Annotated in this window: 7 protein-coding genes; 6 read left to right on the top strand and 1 reads right to left on the bottom strand. The window is 65.5% G+C overall.

Annotated elements, in window-relative coordinates; genetic code table 11:
• The 5 genes from istB to KIH78_RS10355 form a co-directional block, all read left to right on the top strand.
• The coding region (istB, locus tag KIH78_RS10335) for an IS21-like element helper ATPase IstB (protein ID WP_219132282.1) at window positions 1–677 on the top strand (677 nt) is incomplete at its 5' end.
• Window positions 678–1,898: 1,221 nt separating this feature from the next.
• Entirely contained in the window at window positions 1,899–3,728 is a 1,830-nt protein-coding gene (locus tag KIH78_RS10340) for an isopeptide-forming domain-containing fimbrial protein (RefSeq protein ID WP_219132283.1), read from the top strand.
• A gap of 54 nt (window positions 3,729–3,782) precedes the next feature.
• Complete coding sequence (locus tag KIH78_RS10345; RefSeq protein WP_219132284.1) at window positions 3,783–11,306, top strand: Spy0128 family protein; 7,524 nt, start codon at window positions 3,783–3,785, stop codon at window positions 11,304–11,306.
• A 421-nt stretch (window positions 11,307–11,727) separates the two neighbouring features.
• Complete coding sequence (locus KIH78_RS10350; RefSeq protein ID WP_219132285.1) at window positions 11,728–12,360, top strand: hypothetical protein; 633 nt, start codon at window positions 11,728–11,730, stop codon at window positions 12,358–12,360.
• A 58-nt stretch (window positions 12,361–12,418) separates the two neighbouring features.
• Window positions 12,419–13,282, top strand: coding sequence for an aldo/keto reductase (locus KIH78_RS10355; protein ID WP_219132286.1), 864 nt, complete (start codon window positions 12,419–12,421; stop codon window positions 13,280–13,282).
• Between the two features lie 36 nt (window positions 13,283–13,318).
• Here KIH78_RS10355 and KIH78_RS10360 read toward each other — a convergent pair whose 3' ends face one another.
• Window positions 13,319–14,857, bottom strand: a complete 1,539-nt coding sequence (locus tag KIH78_RS10360) for an aminotransferase-like domain-containing protein (RefSeq protein ID WP_219132287.1) — start codon at window positions 14,855–14,857, stop codon at window positions 13,319–13,321.
• Between the two features lie 405 nt (window positions 14,858–15,262).
• Here KIH78_RS10360 and KIH78_RS10365 point away from each other — a divergent pair, with 405 nt between their 5' ends.
• On the top strand, window positions 15,263–15,961 hold the full coding sequence (locus tag KIH78_RS10365) for a LysE/ArgO family amino acid transporter (RefSeq protein WP_219132288.1): 699 nt from the start codon (window positions 15,263–15,265) through the stop codon (window positions 15,959–15,961).
• The last annotated feature ends 447 nt before the right edge of the window (window positions 15,962–16,408 follow it).

Consider the following 16,408-nt stretch of genomic DNA (forward strand, 5'->3'; position numbering starts at 1 on the left):
CCCGCCAGGTCCTCGCCGACCAGCTCGCCCACGCCACACCAAGCCAGATGGAGTTCATGGAATCATGGATGACGGCCGAGATCGAGTCCCGGGAACGCTCCAAACGCTCCCGGCTCCTGAAACAGGCCGGGTTCCCGGCCGACAAGGAACTCGACGGGTACGACTGGACCCCGATCCGCTTCCCCGTCGACTACGGGCGCGAGCAGATCGAGACCCTCGACTTCGTCGACGGCCACGACGACCTCGTCCTGTTCGGCCCTCCCGGCACCGGCAAGACCCACCTCGCCATCGCATTGGGCCGCGCCGCCTGCCGCAGGGGCGCCCCCGTGCGCTACTCCACCGCGGCAGGTCTGGTCATGCGGCTCCTGCGCGCCCAATCGGACAACCGTCTCGACCGGGAACTCGCCGCCATAGGCAAGGTCCCGCTGCTCATCATCGACGAACTCGGCTACGTGCCCATCGACGAGGAAGGCAGCAGGCTCCTGTTCCAGGTCGTGACCAACGCGTACGAGACCCAGAGCGTCATCTACACCACCAACATCGAATTCAGCGGATGGGGCAGGATCTTCGGCGACCCCAACATGGCCGCCGCGATCATCGACCGCACCATCCACCACGGCAGGATGATTCGGTTCGAGGGCGAATCCTGGCGCAAGACCCACGCCCTCATGCAATAAGACCACAACAACCAACGACAGGACCGGCCAACGCTGAAACGGCCTAAAACCAGCCGCTCATCTGGACCAAAAGAAACGCCGAAACGGCCTACCACAACTTGACAAAACACATTGGGTTGAGCGGGGTGTGATGGATGCGGTGCGGCTGGGTTGGTCGGGGCGGATGTGGTACGGCTTGCGGCGGTACGGGTGTTTTATCGGACACCGGGTTGTCATGTGACGCGGCGGTCGTAACGGTTCCGTGTCCTGTTCTGCATGGTGTGGTGAAACCCGCATGGTGCGGTGGCGCGGCTTGATGTGTGGTGTGGCGGTCGGCTTGTGGCGGGACGGGTGTCTTATCGGACACCGGGTTGTCATGAGGCGTGTGCGGATGTGACGTGTGTGAGGTGCGCACGGATGCGCGTGTGCGGTTGCGGAACGTGCGGCGTGCGTGGATCTGCGCGACGTGCCGGCGGGCGGTGCGGTCGGCGGAAGGTGCGGTGGTGGGGGAATGTCGGTATTCCACCGTTATGGGGATTGTGCGTTGCCGCATCATGCGGGTGTGGATGGTGGTGTTGCGGCGGACTTGCGTGCGGCGCGCCGGCGGGTTGGGCGTCGGGTGCGGCGTGTGGTGGGACGGGTGTCTTATCGGACACCGGGTTGTCATGTGGCGTGTGCGGATGTGCGTGTGCGGTCGGGACGTGCGGTGGGGTGTCGCGGACTTGCGCGGGACGCCCTGCGCTTTGTGCGATTGCGCGCGTGAGTGGAGGTGTTCCGGCCTGTGTGGCGTACTGGTGGAGATGCCTCTCGCGCCTGTACGATTGCGCGCGTGAGTGGAGGTGTTCCGGCCTGTGCGGCGTACTGGCGGAGATGCGCCTCACGCCTGTGTGATTGCGGGTGCGATGTAGCATCTCCCGGCGGACAAGGAATGTGAATCATCTCACATTATGAGAATTCATGTCGTGTTAACTTTGCCGCTTCCGGCACTGCAAGTGCCGTCCGTCATTCGGGCGGATTCCGCGACGTGACGGGGATTGGTGGGTATGAATTAACCCGATTAAGCATTTTTGCCATCGTTTGCATCATTGCAATTCCGCGGGTTACGTAGTCGGATGTTCCGCGGGGGGGGGGGTAGGCTTGGTGTCCATATGTGGGACCAGTGGGTCCTCTGGGATGTCTGTACGAGTCTTGGGGAATTCGCGATCTCTCTAGTTGTGCAGAGAAGTCGAAGGAGTAGTAGGGATGCGCCTACTGAGCAATACCGTCGTGCGCGCGTTGATCGCCATGCTGGCCACCGTGGCCATGCTGGTCACCGGCGTGAACATCACCCCCGCGGCCAGCGCCGCCGAGGGGACGTACAACCCCGACGCTCCCGCGGTGCAGGTCACCAGCGGTGTGAGCGTCGAGGTCTACAAGGACAAGAACCACACGCAGAAGTTCGATCCGGCGACGGACAAGGCCGCGATCGGCCAGACGCTCTACGGCCAGATCAGCTTCGACTTCTCCGACGCACAGAAGCCCACGCTCGCCAGCCCCAACCGCTCCTACACGTTCCCGAAGAACATCCAGGTGAAGGACACGAAGTCCGCGCTGCTGTACGACAAGGACGGCAACGTGGCCGGCACTTGGGAGATCAAGGACGGCGTGGTCACCGCGCACTGGAACGAGGACTGGCTCAACAGCCACCCCTCCGACATCTCCTCCTATGTGAGCTTCGACTTCACGCTCGGTGAGGACGCCGGCGGCGACGGCGACAAGGAGGACATCCACTTCCCCGGTGGTGGCGGCGACATCACTATCACCATCGACAAGTCCAAGGTGAGCGGCGAGAAGGACTATGAGGTCAACGACGACGGCACCGTCACGTTCACCGTCACCCTCAAGCCCCAGTTCGCCGTGAAGAACATGGTCGTCACCGACACCATGGGCTCCAACTTCACCTTCGTGCCCGGCAGCTTCCAGCTCGACGGGAAGGACGTCAACGCCACCATCGACGGCCAGAAGGCCACCATCGACCTCGGCGACCTCGCCAAGGCCGACAAGAACGGCTACCAGCTCACCTACAAGGCGCAGCTCACCGACGAGGCCAAGCAGAAGCTCGCCAACGGCGAGAAGCTCAACGACGCCCAGAACACCGCCAACTGGACGTGGGACGGCGCCGACAAGCCCGGCGAGGCCGACGTCACCCCGAACCTCAGCTACAAGATGGTGCAGAAGTCCAACGGCTCCGGCACCGCCTCCGACATCAAGTGGACCGTCAAGCTCAATTCCGGCAACCTCAAGGCGGACATGGGCAACTACGTGTTCAAGGACTCCATCAAGGACGGCCAGCACTACACCGGCTCCTACACCGTGAAGGACGCCGACGGGAACACGGTGGCCACCGGCAAGCTCGACGGCTCGGCCAAGGACTTCAGCTACACGTTCCCGGCCGACGCCGGCGCGCAGCAGTACACCATCGAATACCACACCGCGCTCGACGACGCCTCGTCGACCGCCACAGTGGACAACCACGCCGAAGTGACTCCGCCTGACGACAAGCACCCCGGCGGCAGCGACGACGGCTCCTACACGCCGAAGGACAACAACACATACGTCACCAAGAAGCTCGACACCGACGAGACCGACATCGCCAAGGACGGTAAGGCCACGTGGACGTCCACCGTCGAATTCTCCAAGATGGCCGCCGGCACCGACCCGTCCAAGGTGACGTTCACCGACAAGCTCTCCGAGCCCGACGGCGCCACGTTCACGTTCGACGGCGAACCGACGCTCACCCTCGGCGGCACGACGCTCGTCAAGGACACCGACTACACGCTGTCCTTCAACAAGACCAACGACCAGTTCACCATCACGTTCAAGGTGACCGACGCGCTCAAGGCCGCCGTCGGCAAGCAGGACGTGACCGTCACGTACTCCACCACCGGCGACAAGACGCCCGGCACGTACAAGAACACGGCCAGCGTGAAGGTCAACGGCAAGACCACCTCCGCCAGCGACTCCTACGAGATCGAGAACACGAACCTCGTCTCCAAGACCGGCTCGATGAAGTGGGACAAGGACTTCGACTAGTCGACCATCGACCCGAACGACACCACCAAGGGCGCGTGGGTCGCCACGTGGAAGGTGACCGTCAACGAGGACAACGACCCGTACAACGGCGTCGGCAAGACCGAACTCAACGGCCAGCCGATCGTCGTCAACGACACCCTCCCGCAAGGCATGAGCTACGTGCCCGGCGGCACCTACAAGGTGCAGGCCGGATGGAAACCGAAAGCCACCGACACTGACAACGGCGCCGTCAACGGAAAGCTCGACGATGTCATGACGAACGCGAACGGCACGCTCACGTTCACGATCCCCACCGACGGCGTCATCCAGATGGACGGCTCCGACAAGGCGTTCGCGACGCTTTCGTACCAGACCGCCGCCAAGGGCACCGGTCAGGAGGTCGCCTTCACCAACAAGGCCACCGCCGACTCCGGCAGCACCCACTTCGGCGAGGATTCCAGCACCGTGACCGGCAGCAGCAAGGTCATCGACAAGTCCGCCGTACAGGTCAAAGACGTGAACCACGTGCGCTACACCATCAAGGTGAACCCGGAAGGCGCCGACCTCGTCAAGAACGCCGACACCGTCACCCTCACCGACACGATGGACCCCGAAGGCACGTTCCTGCCCGGCTCGCTCACCGTCGTCAACAGCACCACCGGTGCCACGCTCATCGTGCCGACCAAGGTGGAGGACGTGACCGTGGACGGCAAACCCGCCACCAAGCTCACGCTCACCCTGCCGGACTCCACGCCCGTCACCGTGACCTATGACGTCAAGCCCAACGGCAAGCCCGGCGACAAGGTGAACCTGAAGAACACCGCCACGCTCGAAGGCGTGGCCGGCGGCGAATCCGTCAACGACAAGAACTGGACCGTCAGCAATCCGACCTCCAGCACCGAAGGCGCCGCCGGTGTGATCTCCATCACCAAGACCGACGCGTCCGACCTGTCCCGCAAGCTCGCCGGCGCGAAGTTCGCGCTCTATCAGGTGGACATGGACAAGCTGTCCGGCACCAAGGTCACGTTCGATGACGTGAAGGCCGCCGCCACGAAGGTGGGCGGCGACGTGACCACCGACGCCAACGGCGTCGCCACGTTCGGTTCCACGGCCAAGCCGCTCGCCACCAACACGCTGTACTACTACGTGGAAACCGTGGCCCCGAAGGGCACCGACGGCACCGAGTACAAGCTCGACACCACGCCGCGCTACTTCATGCTGCCCGGCACGAAGGCCGATGAGGCCTCGGCGGCCCTTGCCAAGGCCAAGGCGTTCGGCCTGACCGTCTCCGACGGCACGTCGTTCAACGCGTACGACGAGCGCAAGCCCGCCGCCGTGAAGGGTTCCGTCACGCTGTACAAGCAGCTGACCGGCCGTGCGTGGAACGACTCCGACGCCTTCACCTTCGACCTTGCGCCGGATACGGCGAACAGCAAGGGCGTGAGCGAAGCCGCGCTTAAGGCCGCCATGCCCAAGGACACCACCGCCACCGCGCGGAAGACCGGCGACGGCGCCGACGGCAGCGCCTCGCCGTTCACGTTCGGCGACTTCACCTTCCCTGAGCCCGGCACCTACGCCTACACGGTCAAAGAGACCAGTACGGATGGCGACGGCGTGACCGTCGATACCCGCACCGCCAAGGTCTCGTTCACCGTGGAGCAGAACGCCTCCGGCAAGCTCGAGATCAAGGGCGGCCAGGCGAAGATCGAAGGCATCGACGAGAACCACGGCGACTGGACGTTCGACAACACGTACAAGCCCACGCCGACCACGGTCTCGAACGCCATCAAGGTGCAGAAGACGCTCGCCGGCCGCGCATGGCGCGACGGCGACTCCTTCGAGTTCCGCCTGCAGCCCGCCGCGCCCACCAAGGACGCCCCGCTGCCCAAGGACGCGAAGAACGGCTACGCCTCGCTCACGGTGAAGGACGCCGACGAACACGCGTTCGGCGACATCACCTACGACCGGGCCGGCGAATACCACTACACCGTGTTCGAGCACACGCCCACCGCGGACGGCGGCGAACAGTCCCTGCCCGGCGTCGACTATTCGAACGCCCTGTACAACGTGACCGTCACCATCACCGATGACGGCAACGGCAAACTCTCCAACGGCGGCGTCGTCATGACCAAGGCTCAGAACGACGACGGCACGTCCGCCGGCAACGCTGCGGTCGACGGCAACGTCGCAGCCGTAACCAACACCTTCAAGGCGCAGGAGGCCAACTTCAGCCTGCTCGTCACCAAGCAGTACACCGACGAGACCGGCTCCAAGCCGCTGACCGACGGCATGTTCTCGTTCACGCTCACCGCGAAGGACGGCGCCCCGCTGCCCGACGGCACCACCGGCGACTCCGCCACGGCGAACGTCACCACGGCCCACGTGGCCTCGTTCGGCCTCATCAAGCTCACCTCCGCGCGTGACGACGGCAAGACCTACGAGTACACGCTCAAGGAGAACGTGCCCGCAGGCGCCGTGACCAGCGCCGACGGCAAGACCGCCACGCTCAACGGCATGACCTACGACCTCACCACCTACACGGTGAAGGTCAAGGTCGGCCTCACCGAGGACAAGGACGGCAAGCAGGTGCTCGGCTACACCACCACCATCCTCGACGAGGACGGCAACACGGTCGACGCCTCCAAGCTCGACGGCGGCCGCCCGGTGTTCTCCAACACCTACAAGCTCAGCCCTGTGGACACTTCCGTCGCCGGACAGAAGACCCTGACCGGCCGCGACATGGACCAGAACGAGACGTTCACGTTCCGTCTCGCCGCCGCCTCCGACAACACGGACGCCGCCAAGGCCGCCCGCGCCGGCCTGAAGGACGACTCCATCGTCCTCGGCTCCGACACGAAGGCCGACACGCTCGAGACCACCGTCGCGAACGCGAAGGACGGCACGCCCGAAGGCTTCAGCTTCGACGGCCTCCACTTCACCAAGCCCGGCGTCTTCAAGTTCGCGGTCACCGAGACCGGCACCGTGAAGGACGGCACGCAGAAGGACGAGCACGTCGGATACGTCACCGTCACGGTGAAGGACAACGGCGACGGCACGCTCATCGCCTCCACCACCTACGACAACTCCAGCGCGACGGCCGACGCCGACAAGACACTGGCCGACAAGGTCGGCTTCACCAACGTCTACGCGCCCGCCGGACACGCGTTCTTCCTGCTGCACAAGAAGATCACCGCCGCGGACGGCGTCGCCGCCCCGGCGCTCAAGGCGGAGGAGTACACCTTCGGCCTGTACCAGGGCGACGTCACGGACGGCAAGACGCCGATCCAGACCAAGACGAACATCGCGCCGACGGCAGGCGAAGCCTCCGGCCACATCACCTTCGACTGGATCGACTACACGCCCGCCACGCTCGAGCAGGCGGTCAAGGACGGCTACGCCACGTATGACGCCGCCACGAAGACCTGGAACCTGACCTACACGGTGGCCGAACTCGGTCCCGACGGCCAGCCCGCCAAGGCCGGCGACGTGAAGGACGGCATCGCCTACGACACCACGACCCGCACGGTCGAAGTGACCGTCAAGGACACCGGCAGCGGCACGTTGCAGACCAGCTACGCGATCAGCGACGGCGACCCGAGCACGTCCGACGACCCCAACTCCGAGGGCGCCGCGTTCAACAACGTGTACACGCCCACGCCCGCCACCGCCGAACTGCACGCGAAGAAGCAGCTCGACGGCCGCGAGTGGAAGACCGACGGCACCGACCACTTCGACTTCAAGCTCGAAGCCGTGAGCGGCAAGCTCGCCGTCGACAAGTCGTCCGTCGCCAAGGCCGACATCCCCATGCCGGCCGGCGCCCAGGACGGCGTGCTCACGCACACCGCCACCAACGGCGACGTGTTCGGCTTCGGCGAGATGACCTACACGAAGGCCGGCACCTACGTGTACAACATCAGCGAGGTCCAGCCCTCGGCGGACGACGCCATCCCCGGCGTCAGCTACTCCACCGACCTGTACCGCGCCACCGTCACCGTGACCGACGACGGCAACGGCCAGCTGGCCGCCAAGACCGTCATGGAGCTCGTCTCCAAGGTCGATCCGAACGCCAAGCAGGGCAAGGCCGTCAAGGCCGATCCCGCTGCCGGCGAGCCGGTCGCGACGATCACCAACACGTACGCGAAGCTCTCCCAGAACTGGAGCCCGAAGGTGGTCAAGCGCTACACCGACCAGAGCGGCGCCAACCCGCTCGCCGCCGGCAAGTTCCAGTTCACGCTCACGCCGGTCGACGGCGCGCCGCTCCACGTGTTCGGCGCCGACGGCACGTTGAAGGACGTCACGAGCCTCAAGGCCGAGAACGCCGGCAATGGTGAGGCCGCGTTCAAGGACGTGCAGTACACCGATGCCGACCTCGCCGCCAACGGCGACCCGAAGACCTACAGCTACCGAATCGCCGAGGTCAAGGGTTCCGAAGCCGGCATGACCTATGACGACACCGTCTACACGGTCGACGTCACGGTCTCCGTGGACGCCAACGGCTACCTCGTCGTCGCCCCCACGTTCAAGGACAAGAACGGCGACCCGGTCACGGACGACAAGATCGACACCGGACGCCCCGTGTTCACGAACACGTACACGCCCACCAAGGTCGACGCGCAGCTCAAGGCCCACAAGACCCTGAACGGTGCAATGCTCAAGGACGGCGAGTTCACGTTCCAGCTGTACGACGGCACCCAGTTCGGCGACGGCGACCAGACGAAGCTGCTCCAGACGAAGACCAACGCCGCGAACGGCGACGTGACCTTCGACAAGCTCGACTTCGACACGGTCGGCACGCACATGTACTCCATCCGAGAGGTCGTGCCCGCCGACGCCGTGAACGACGTCAAGAACGGCGTGACCTACGACCACACGTGGCAGTACGTGCAGGTCAAGGTGACGCTCGACAAGACGACCGGCGCGCTCAAGGCCACCGTCACCGACGCGAACAGCGGCACCGACACCGCCGAGTTCACGAACACCTACAACGCCACCGGCGCGGCCACGCTCGGCGCGAAGAAGGCGTTCAAGAACGCGGACGGCTCTGCCCGCCCGATCCTGGAGAACGACTTCACGTTCCAGCTGCACGAAGGCGCGACCACGAACGGCAAGGTCCTCCAGACCAAGGCGGCCAAGACCGATGGTTCCGTGACGTTCGACCCAATCGCCTACAAGCTGGGCGACCTGGGCGGCGCGAAGTCGAAGACGTTCACTTACACCGTCAACGAGGTCACTCCCGCCGACAAGGACAAGCTGCCCGGCGTCACCTACGACCCCGCCAGCCACACCTACACGGTGACCGTCACCAACGCCGGCAACGGCAAACTCACCACCACGGTGAAGGTCGACGGCAAGTCCGGCGTCCAGCAGCCGACCTTCACCAACACGTACTCGGCAGCCGGCTCCACGGCCATCGCCGGCACGAAGCAGGTGAAGGGTGACGACGGCAAGGACTACACGTCCAGCTTCGGCGGCAAGTTCGCGTTCACGCTTACCGGCAAGGACGGCGCCCCCATCCATGTGGACGGCGACGGCTCCGACGCGGGCAAGCTCGTCGACAAGGCCTCGCTCGCCGCGAGCAACACCGCGGCCGGCGCAGTCTCCTTCGGCACGCTGCACTACACGCTCGCCGACCTGGCCGGCGTCACGCCCGCGGCCGACGGCACCCGCTCCAAGACCTTCACCTATGAGGTCGCGGAGGATGCCAAGACCGTCGCAGGCGTCACCAACGACGCGACCACCACGCACGACTTCACCGTCACGGTGAAGGACACCGGCGACGGCACGCTCGACGTGACCACCAACCCGGCCGACACGACCGCGCTGTTCACCTTCACGAACACGTACGCCGCCACCGCCACGCTGGACCTCACCGGCACGAAGACCATGACCGGCCGCAAGCTCACCGACGCCGACAAGTACACGTTCAACGTGTACGAAGGCACGGACGCCACCGGTACCCCGGTCTCCACCGGCACCAGCGACGCGACCGGCGCGATCACGTTCGACAAGGCGCTGAGCTACACGCTCAAGGACCTCGGGGACCACACGTACACCGTCGTCGAATCCGAAACGAACCTGCCCGGCGGCGTCACCGCCGTGACCCGCACCCACACGTTCACCGTGAACGTGACGGACCCGGACCACAACGGCACGCTCAAGCTCACCACGAGCGGCCTCGACGCGGATGCGGACGGCAACGGCGGACTCGCCTTCGAGAACAACTACACCACCACGGACTCCACCCCCATCGAGTTCAAGGGCGTGAAGCTGCTCGAGGACGGCGACTACGACACCACCCTCGCCCAGCTCAAGGGCAAGTTCACGTTCACGCTCAAGGGCAAGGACGGCGCGCCGCTGCACGTGCTCGGCACGGACGGCAAGACCACCGACGAGACCGAACTCACCGCGCAGAACGATGACGCCGGCAACGTCGACTTCGGCAAGGTCGTCTACCACTTCGCCGACCTCGCGGGTCAGACCGACCGCACGCTCACGTACACCGTCACCGAATCCGGCGACGTCGCGGGCGTCACGAACGACGCGGACCTCACGCGCGAATTCACCGTCACGCTGCACGACAACGGCGACGGCACGATGAGCGCCACCGCGTCCCCCGCCACCGGCGCGCTGTTCAGCTTCACGAACACGTACTCCGGCGGCACCACCACCGACGCGTTCGACTTCACCAAGACGCTCGACGGCCGCGCGCTCAACAAGGGCGAATTCACGTTCACCCTCACCGGCGCGACCGGCGCCGACGGCGCCGTCGCCCCGATGCCGGAAGGCGCGAAGGACGGCGTCAAGACCGTCACGAACGCCGCCGACGGCAAGGTCGCGTTCGGCGAGATCACGTACGACAAGCCCGGCACCTACGCGTACACCGTGCGCGAAACCGCCGGCGACCTCGGCGGCGTGACCTACGACGACACCGTCTACACCGTCACCGTCACCGTCAAGGACAACCACGACGGTACGATGACCGCCACGCACGCGATCACGCGCACCGCGCAGGCCGTCGACGGTTCGGACGGTACGGACGGTAAGGTCGAGTCCACGCCCGTCAAGGACGAGGATGCCGTGTTCGCCAACACGTACGCGCCCGCGCCCACCGCATTCACGTTCGAGGCCGCCAAGACCCTCAAGGGCCGCGACCTCAAGGACGGCGAATTCACGTTCGAGCTGCGCGACGCGGACGGCAAGACCGTCCAGACCGCGAAGAACTCGGCGGACGGCAAGATCGCGTTCACGCCCGTCACGTTCGACAAGGCCGGCGAGTACGAGTACACCGTCCGTGAAGTCAAGGGCGACGCCGACGGCGTCACCTACGACACCACCGTGTACACCGCGAAGGTCACCGTCAAGGACAACCTCGACGGCACGATGACCGCCACCGCCGCATGGTCGTCCGGCCTGTTCGGCACCGACCACAAGGCGCCCTCGTTCGAGAACACGTACACGCCGCCGCTGGCCAAGACCGGCGCAGGCATCACGGGTCTCGCCGCGCTCGCCGTGCTCGTGCTCGGCGGAGGCGTCACGGTCCTCGCCACGCGCCGCATGCGTCCGACGGCCGCCGCCGGCGCGGGACGCCACCGTCGCTGAGCGACGCGCCGATAGCCCCGGCCGTCGGCCTCGCCGATAGCGCGGCCGAGGCCCCGGTGAGGCCGACCTGACGAAGCCCCGATTCCCCGACGTAGGGGGAGTCGGGGCTTCGTGCGTTCCGGCCCCATCGTCCGCCCGCATAGAGAATCCGTGAGCGCAAGGCATGCTGGATGCCGCATCTTCCATCTTCTCGGTGTATAGTGACGCAAGCGTTGTACCCCCGACCCGAATGCCCCCGATAATGGGGATATTCGGGTCGGGGGCGTTCATCACCACATCCGACACGGTCGGAAGCGGTGCATCGGACCAGGTGAACGACACGCCACCCCACATGACACCTCCGGCATGAAGTCGATTGGTACACCGGTGGGGCGGCGGCGGATCGCACGGACGATGCGTCGCGCACACGGAGGAGGCGCCTATGGCGGATTTCACGGACGAAGAACTCAGCTACCTCAACGGACTGTCTGCAGTACACAGCGTGAGCATGGGGCGCATCCGATACGAACCCGCATTCCGCGACGAATGCATGCGCCGCTACTTGAGGGGCGAATCCCCGGTCACGATATTCCGCGAAGCTGGCCTCGGACCGGAGGTCATCGGCCGCAAACGCATCGAACGCTGCTTCGCACGGTGGCGGCAGCAACTCCCGAAACCACTGCAGGAAGGCATCAAGCAGAGCCGCTGGTGCGCCGCCGTCGACGGCGCGGCGGGTGGCGGCGCGGCGGGCGACACGCATGCCGCGGGCAGGCAGACGCACACCATCGCGGAACGGTTTCGGACGTCCGCGGCATCATATGCCGCAGTGGAAGGGCGGACGGTCATGCAGGATCCGCAGGCGCTGCTCTGCGAATACTTCCTCGCCCTCACCTCCGCCGACACCGACCCACGCGACGCCGTCATCGCCCAGCAGGCCCAACGCATCGGCGAACTCCAACGGGAGATCGGACGCCTCCAATACGCGCTGGACGGACTGACCAAAGCCCGCGCGCACGCGAAATCCAACGCACTGCCTACGCTGGAAACGGACCGGCAGACCGGCGAAACCGCCTGACGAAACCCCCGCGGCATCACGCGGAACCACACGGCATCGCACATAGGAAGGAACGCACATGGCGCTGTACCGCAACCTCGGACCCTACTCCACCACCGCCATCGGGCATGGCGAAATGCCTCTCACCATCGAAAACAACCGCGGACACGACGTCGGCATCGAAACCCTCCACGCCTCCCTCGACGCCGGCTGCCGCCACATCGACACCGCATGGGCCTACTACACGCCCGGCGAAGAGGAACAGACCGGCGAAAAGCTCGTGCGCGAGGCCCTCGACACGTGGAAGGGCCCGCGCGAAGAGGTCACCGTCGCCACGAAGATCGGCCTGCGCCGCGCGTGGGACGGAGACAAGCCCGTCTGGCCGCGCGACGGCAAGCCCGAACACCTGCTGCGCTACGGCAAGGAATCCGCCATGGCGCTCGGCGTCGACACCATCGACCTGCTCTACCTGCACCGCCACGATCCGGAAGTGCCGTACAACGAGTCCGTCGAAGCGTTGAAGCAGCTTGTCGACGAAGGCGTGGCGCGCGTCGCCGGCGTCTCCAACGTGACCATCGAGCAGCTGGACATCGCGCGTTCGATCCTCGGCGACAGGCTCGTCGCCGTGCAGAACCAGTACTCGCCGATCCACCTCGACACCCAGGACACGCTCGACTACTGCGCCAAGCTCGGCCTCGCGTTCGTGTGCTGGAGCCCGCTCGGCGGCTACCGCCACCCGTACGACGAGACGAAGTTCGATCCGTTCCGCGAGGTGGCCGCCGCCCACGGCGTGAGCTACCAGCAGGTTGTGCTCGCCTGGGAGCTCGCCAAGGGCGACCACATGTTCGTCATCCCCGGCGCGCACCGTCCGGAGACCATCCTCGATTCGCTCAAGGCCGACCGGCTCGAGCTCTCCCCGGAGGAGTTGGCCAAGCTCGGCTGATTGCCGCTGCTTTGGGGCTTCCGGGGCTCCAGGGCGTCACACCAGCTCGGCAAGCGTCTGCGCCGCGGCCGCGAACTCCTCCGGCGTGGTGTACGCGTAGCTCAGGCGCAGCGCGTTGTCGCCCTGGAAATCATAGATGTCGCCCGGATTCAGCAGCACGCCATGGTCGATGGCTCGCTGGAACAGACGCCCCATGCGCACCGGCTCATCGAACGTGAGCCAGATGTAGAAGCCGCCGCGTGGCACGTTCCACCGCGCGCGACCTGCGAACAGACGGTCCAACGTCTCCAACGCGGCGTCGCGCCGGCGCCTGAGCTCCATGCGCAGACCCTCCAGATATTCGGCGTACAGCCCGCTCGTCAGGAACCGTGCGAACACCCATTGGCTGAGCGCGCTCGCGCCGTAATCCATCTGCATCTTCACGTCGGCCAGACGGTGCACGATGCGCTCGTCCGCCACGACCCAGCCGATTCGCAGGCCCGGCGCGAGCGACTTCGACGCGCTGCCGAGCGTGATGACCATGCCGTTCTCGTCGAAGCTCTTGAGCGCGCGCGGCGATTCGCCCTCGAAGACGAGGTCCTGATACGCGCAATCCTCGATGATCGGCAGGCGGTTCGCCACGCATGCCTCGATGAGCGCGTGACGGCGCTGTTCGGGCATCGTACGGCCGGTGGGATTGTGGTTCGTCGGAATCGTGTACAGCACCGAGCCGCCGGTCCGGGCGGCTGACGCGCGGGACATGCCGGGCGCCAAGGCCGCGCCGGGGCCCGTGGAGACGCGCCCGCCGTCGGCGTCTTCGCCGGCACCCTCGCCCAGCATCCGGCCGAGGGCATCCGTGTCGAGGCCGTACTTGTCCATCGGCACGCCGGCGAGCCGCATGCCGGCCGATTGGAACACCTGCAGCGACTTGATGTAGCTCGGCGCCTCCGCATAGACCGTCGAACCGGACGACAGCAGACTCACCGAGATCATCTGCAATCCCTGCAGAGCGCCGGAGGAGACGAGCACCTCCTCCGGACGGCACGTGACGCCCCAATCGCGCATGTGCACGGCGATCGCCTCGCGCAGCACGTCCAGGCCTTCGGGCGGCGGATAGCCGAGCGAGTCGATCTCGTCGGCGGCCTCGCGCGCCACCCGGCGCCACATGTCGCGTGGGAAGAGCCGCGGATCGATCTCGCCGGTGCCGATGCGCGTCTTCGTATGGTCGAACTCCAGACGGTTGATGGTCTGGATGGTGGTGTTGTTCGCCTTGAAGAACCCGGATGAGACGTAGTCGGCCCAATCGGGCGCGCCGGGGAGCATCAGCGACCACGTGTTGCTCACGATGCGCGTGCCTGCGCCGCGCCGGCCCTCCACGATGCCGTAGTCGGCGAGCTCCTCGATGGCCGCGATGACGGTCGACCGGTTCACGCCGAACCGTTCGGCCATCGCGCGCTGGCTGGGCAGGCGTGAGCCGATCGGCCATGCGCCGGAGGAGATGCGCTCGCACATGAATCCTACGATCTGGTCCGTGACCGGCGTGCTGGACGTGCGGTCCGGTGCCCAGGCGATGTCGAGCGGCGCGCTGCGTGCCATATGCGGATCCTTTCGTTCAATTGCCGATTCGTTGGGGTACCGATTCGCGGGGCTTCGGCCGGGCGTCGATTGGTTCCCGGTTTCGTGCCCGGACGCTGACCGGTCCCCGATTCCGTGCCTGGCCTCCGGCTCCCTCCCGCCGAGGGGAAGCCGGCGGGAATGCGGACTGAGGGGAGGCTCCCGTTCGTCCATCCATCACGACCTGTTTGGCTGGGTAATGGCGAACTATCTTGGCTGGTTGTCAAGTGTAATCCGATGCGTACCATAGGGCAATGGCATTGGAATGAAGCGGGTTTGTGGGAATCGCGGCCTGCAGAGGAAAGCCGGTCGAACATGGTTTGGCTGGTTTTGGTTGGGTGGTGATAGCCCAGCCAAACATGAGGAATCAGGAAAGAAGAGACGTCGATGGGTCTGTACATTCAAGGACTGACGATGGGTTTGGCGTACATCGCACCGATCGGCATGCAGAATCTGTTCGTCATCAACTCGGCGTTGACGCGCACGCGTCGCAACGCCCTGATCACCGCGTTCATCGTCATCTGCTTCGACATGGCGCTGAGTCTCTCCTGCTTCTTCGGTGTCGGTGCCCTCATGCAGGCGCACCCGTGGCTCGAGACCATCGTGCTGGGGCTCGGCGGACTGGTCGTCGTGCGCATCGGCATGGGGCTGGTCCTGCCGAAGCGCCGGTCCGGCAAGACGGGGAAGACCGGGAAACCGGATGATGGGAACGGTCCGGCGACGCAGGCCGCCGCCGCATCCTCCGTGCAGACCGTCGCCCCCGCCAAGCGGCTCGGCGTGCGCGGCCTGCTCGACACCATCGGCACCGCCTGCGCGGTCACGTGGTTCAATCCGCAGGCCATCATCGACGGCACGCTCATGCTCGGCGCCTTCGCCGCCACGCTCAACGCCGGCCAGACCACGCCGTTCATCACCGGCGTGGAGACCGCATCCGTACTGTGGTTCCTCGGCGTGACGCTCATCGTCAACGCGTTCGCCCACAAGTTCAGCCCGAAGGTCATCGACGTCCTCAACCGCGTGTGCGGCGGCGTCATCACCCTCTACGGCATCAAGCTCCTCGTCGACTTCGCGCTCGCGCTCCTCTGACGGTTGTCGTCCATGGGATTCATCGTTCTCTACGGTTGTTGTGGATTCCGCTGACGATTTCAGCTTGGGGATTCCGCTGTTCTCCGATGGTTGTCCTTCGCGGTGCCCGTCGTTCTGATGATCATCATGAGCTCCGCTGTCCTTATTATTACGATGGATGGGCGTCTGGCCGTGCTATCTGCGCTACAAGGGGTACTTTCGCCTGTTTGCGAACATCTATCTCGTGTATGAGGGGTTCCTGCAGCAGGTATAGGAGCGCGGGAGCGGCATAACCGCAATGGGGTCAAGCCGTTTTCAGAGCACGATACTTGGACTCGGTACCCCTCGTATATGAGATAGACATCCGCGACCGCCATGATGTACCCCTTGTAATACAGATATGGCCGCACAGTCGGTTGTACCCTTGAACCTTACCTCGTCCCGCTACACCGCCTGCTGTGCCCGCCC

Origin of the sequence: Bifidobacterium saguinibicoloris (assembly GCF_019331725.1) — a bacterium.
Classification (GTDB): domain Bacteria; phylum Actinomycetota; class Actinomycetes; order Actinomycetales; family Bifidobacteriaceae; genus Bifidobacterium; species Bifidobacterium saguinibicoloris.

Coding starts and splice junctions, on each gene's coding strand:
- KIH78_RS10340 (WP_219132283.1), top strand. CDS start 1,899: ATGCGCCTACTGAGCAATACCGTCGTGCGCGCGTTGATCGCCATGCTG.
- KIH78_RS10350 (WP_219132285.1), top strand. CDS start 11,728: ATGGCGGATTTCACGGACGAAGAACTCAGCTACCTCAACGGACTGTCT.
- KIH78_RS10355 (WP_219132286.1), top strand. CDS start 12,419: ATGGCGCTGTACCGCAACCTCGGACCCTACTCCACCACCGCCATCGGG.
- KIH78_RS10360 (WP_219132287.1), bottom strand. CDS start 14,857: ATGGCACGCAGCGCGCCGCTCGACATCGCCTGGGCACCGGACCGCACG.
- KIH78_RS10365 (WP_219132288.1), top strand. CDS start 15,263: ATGGGTCTGTACATTCAAGGACTGACGATGGGTTTGGCGTACATCGCA.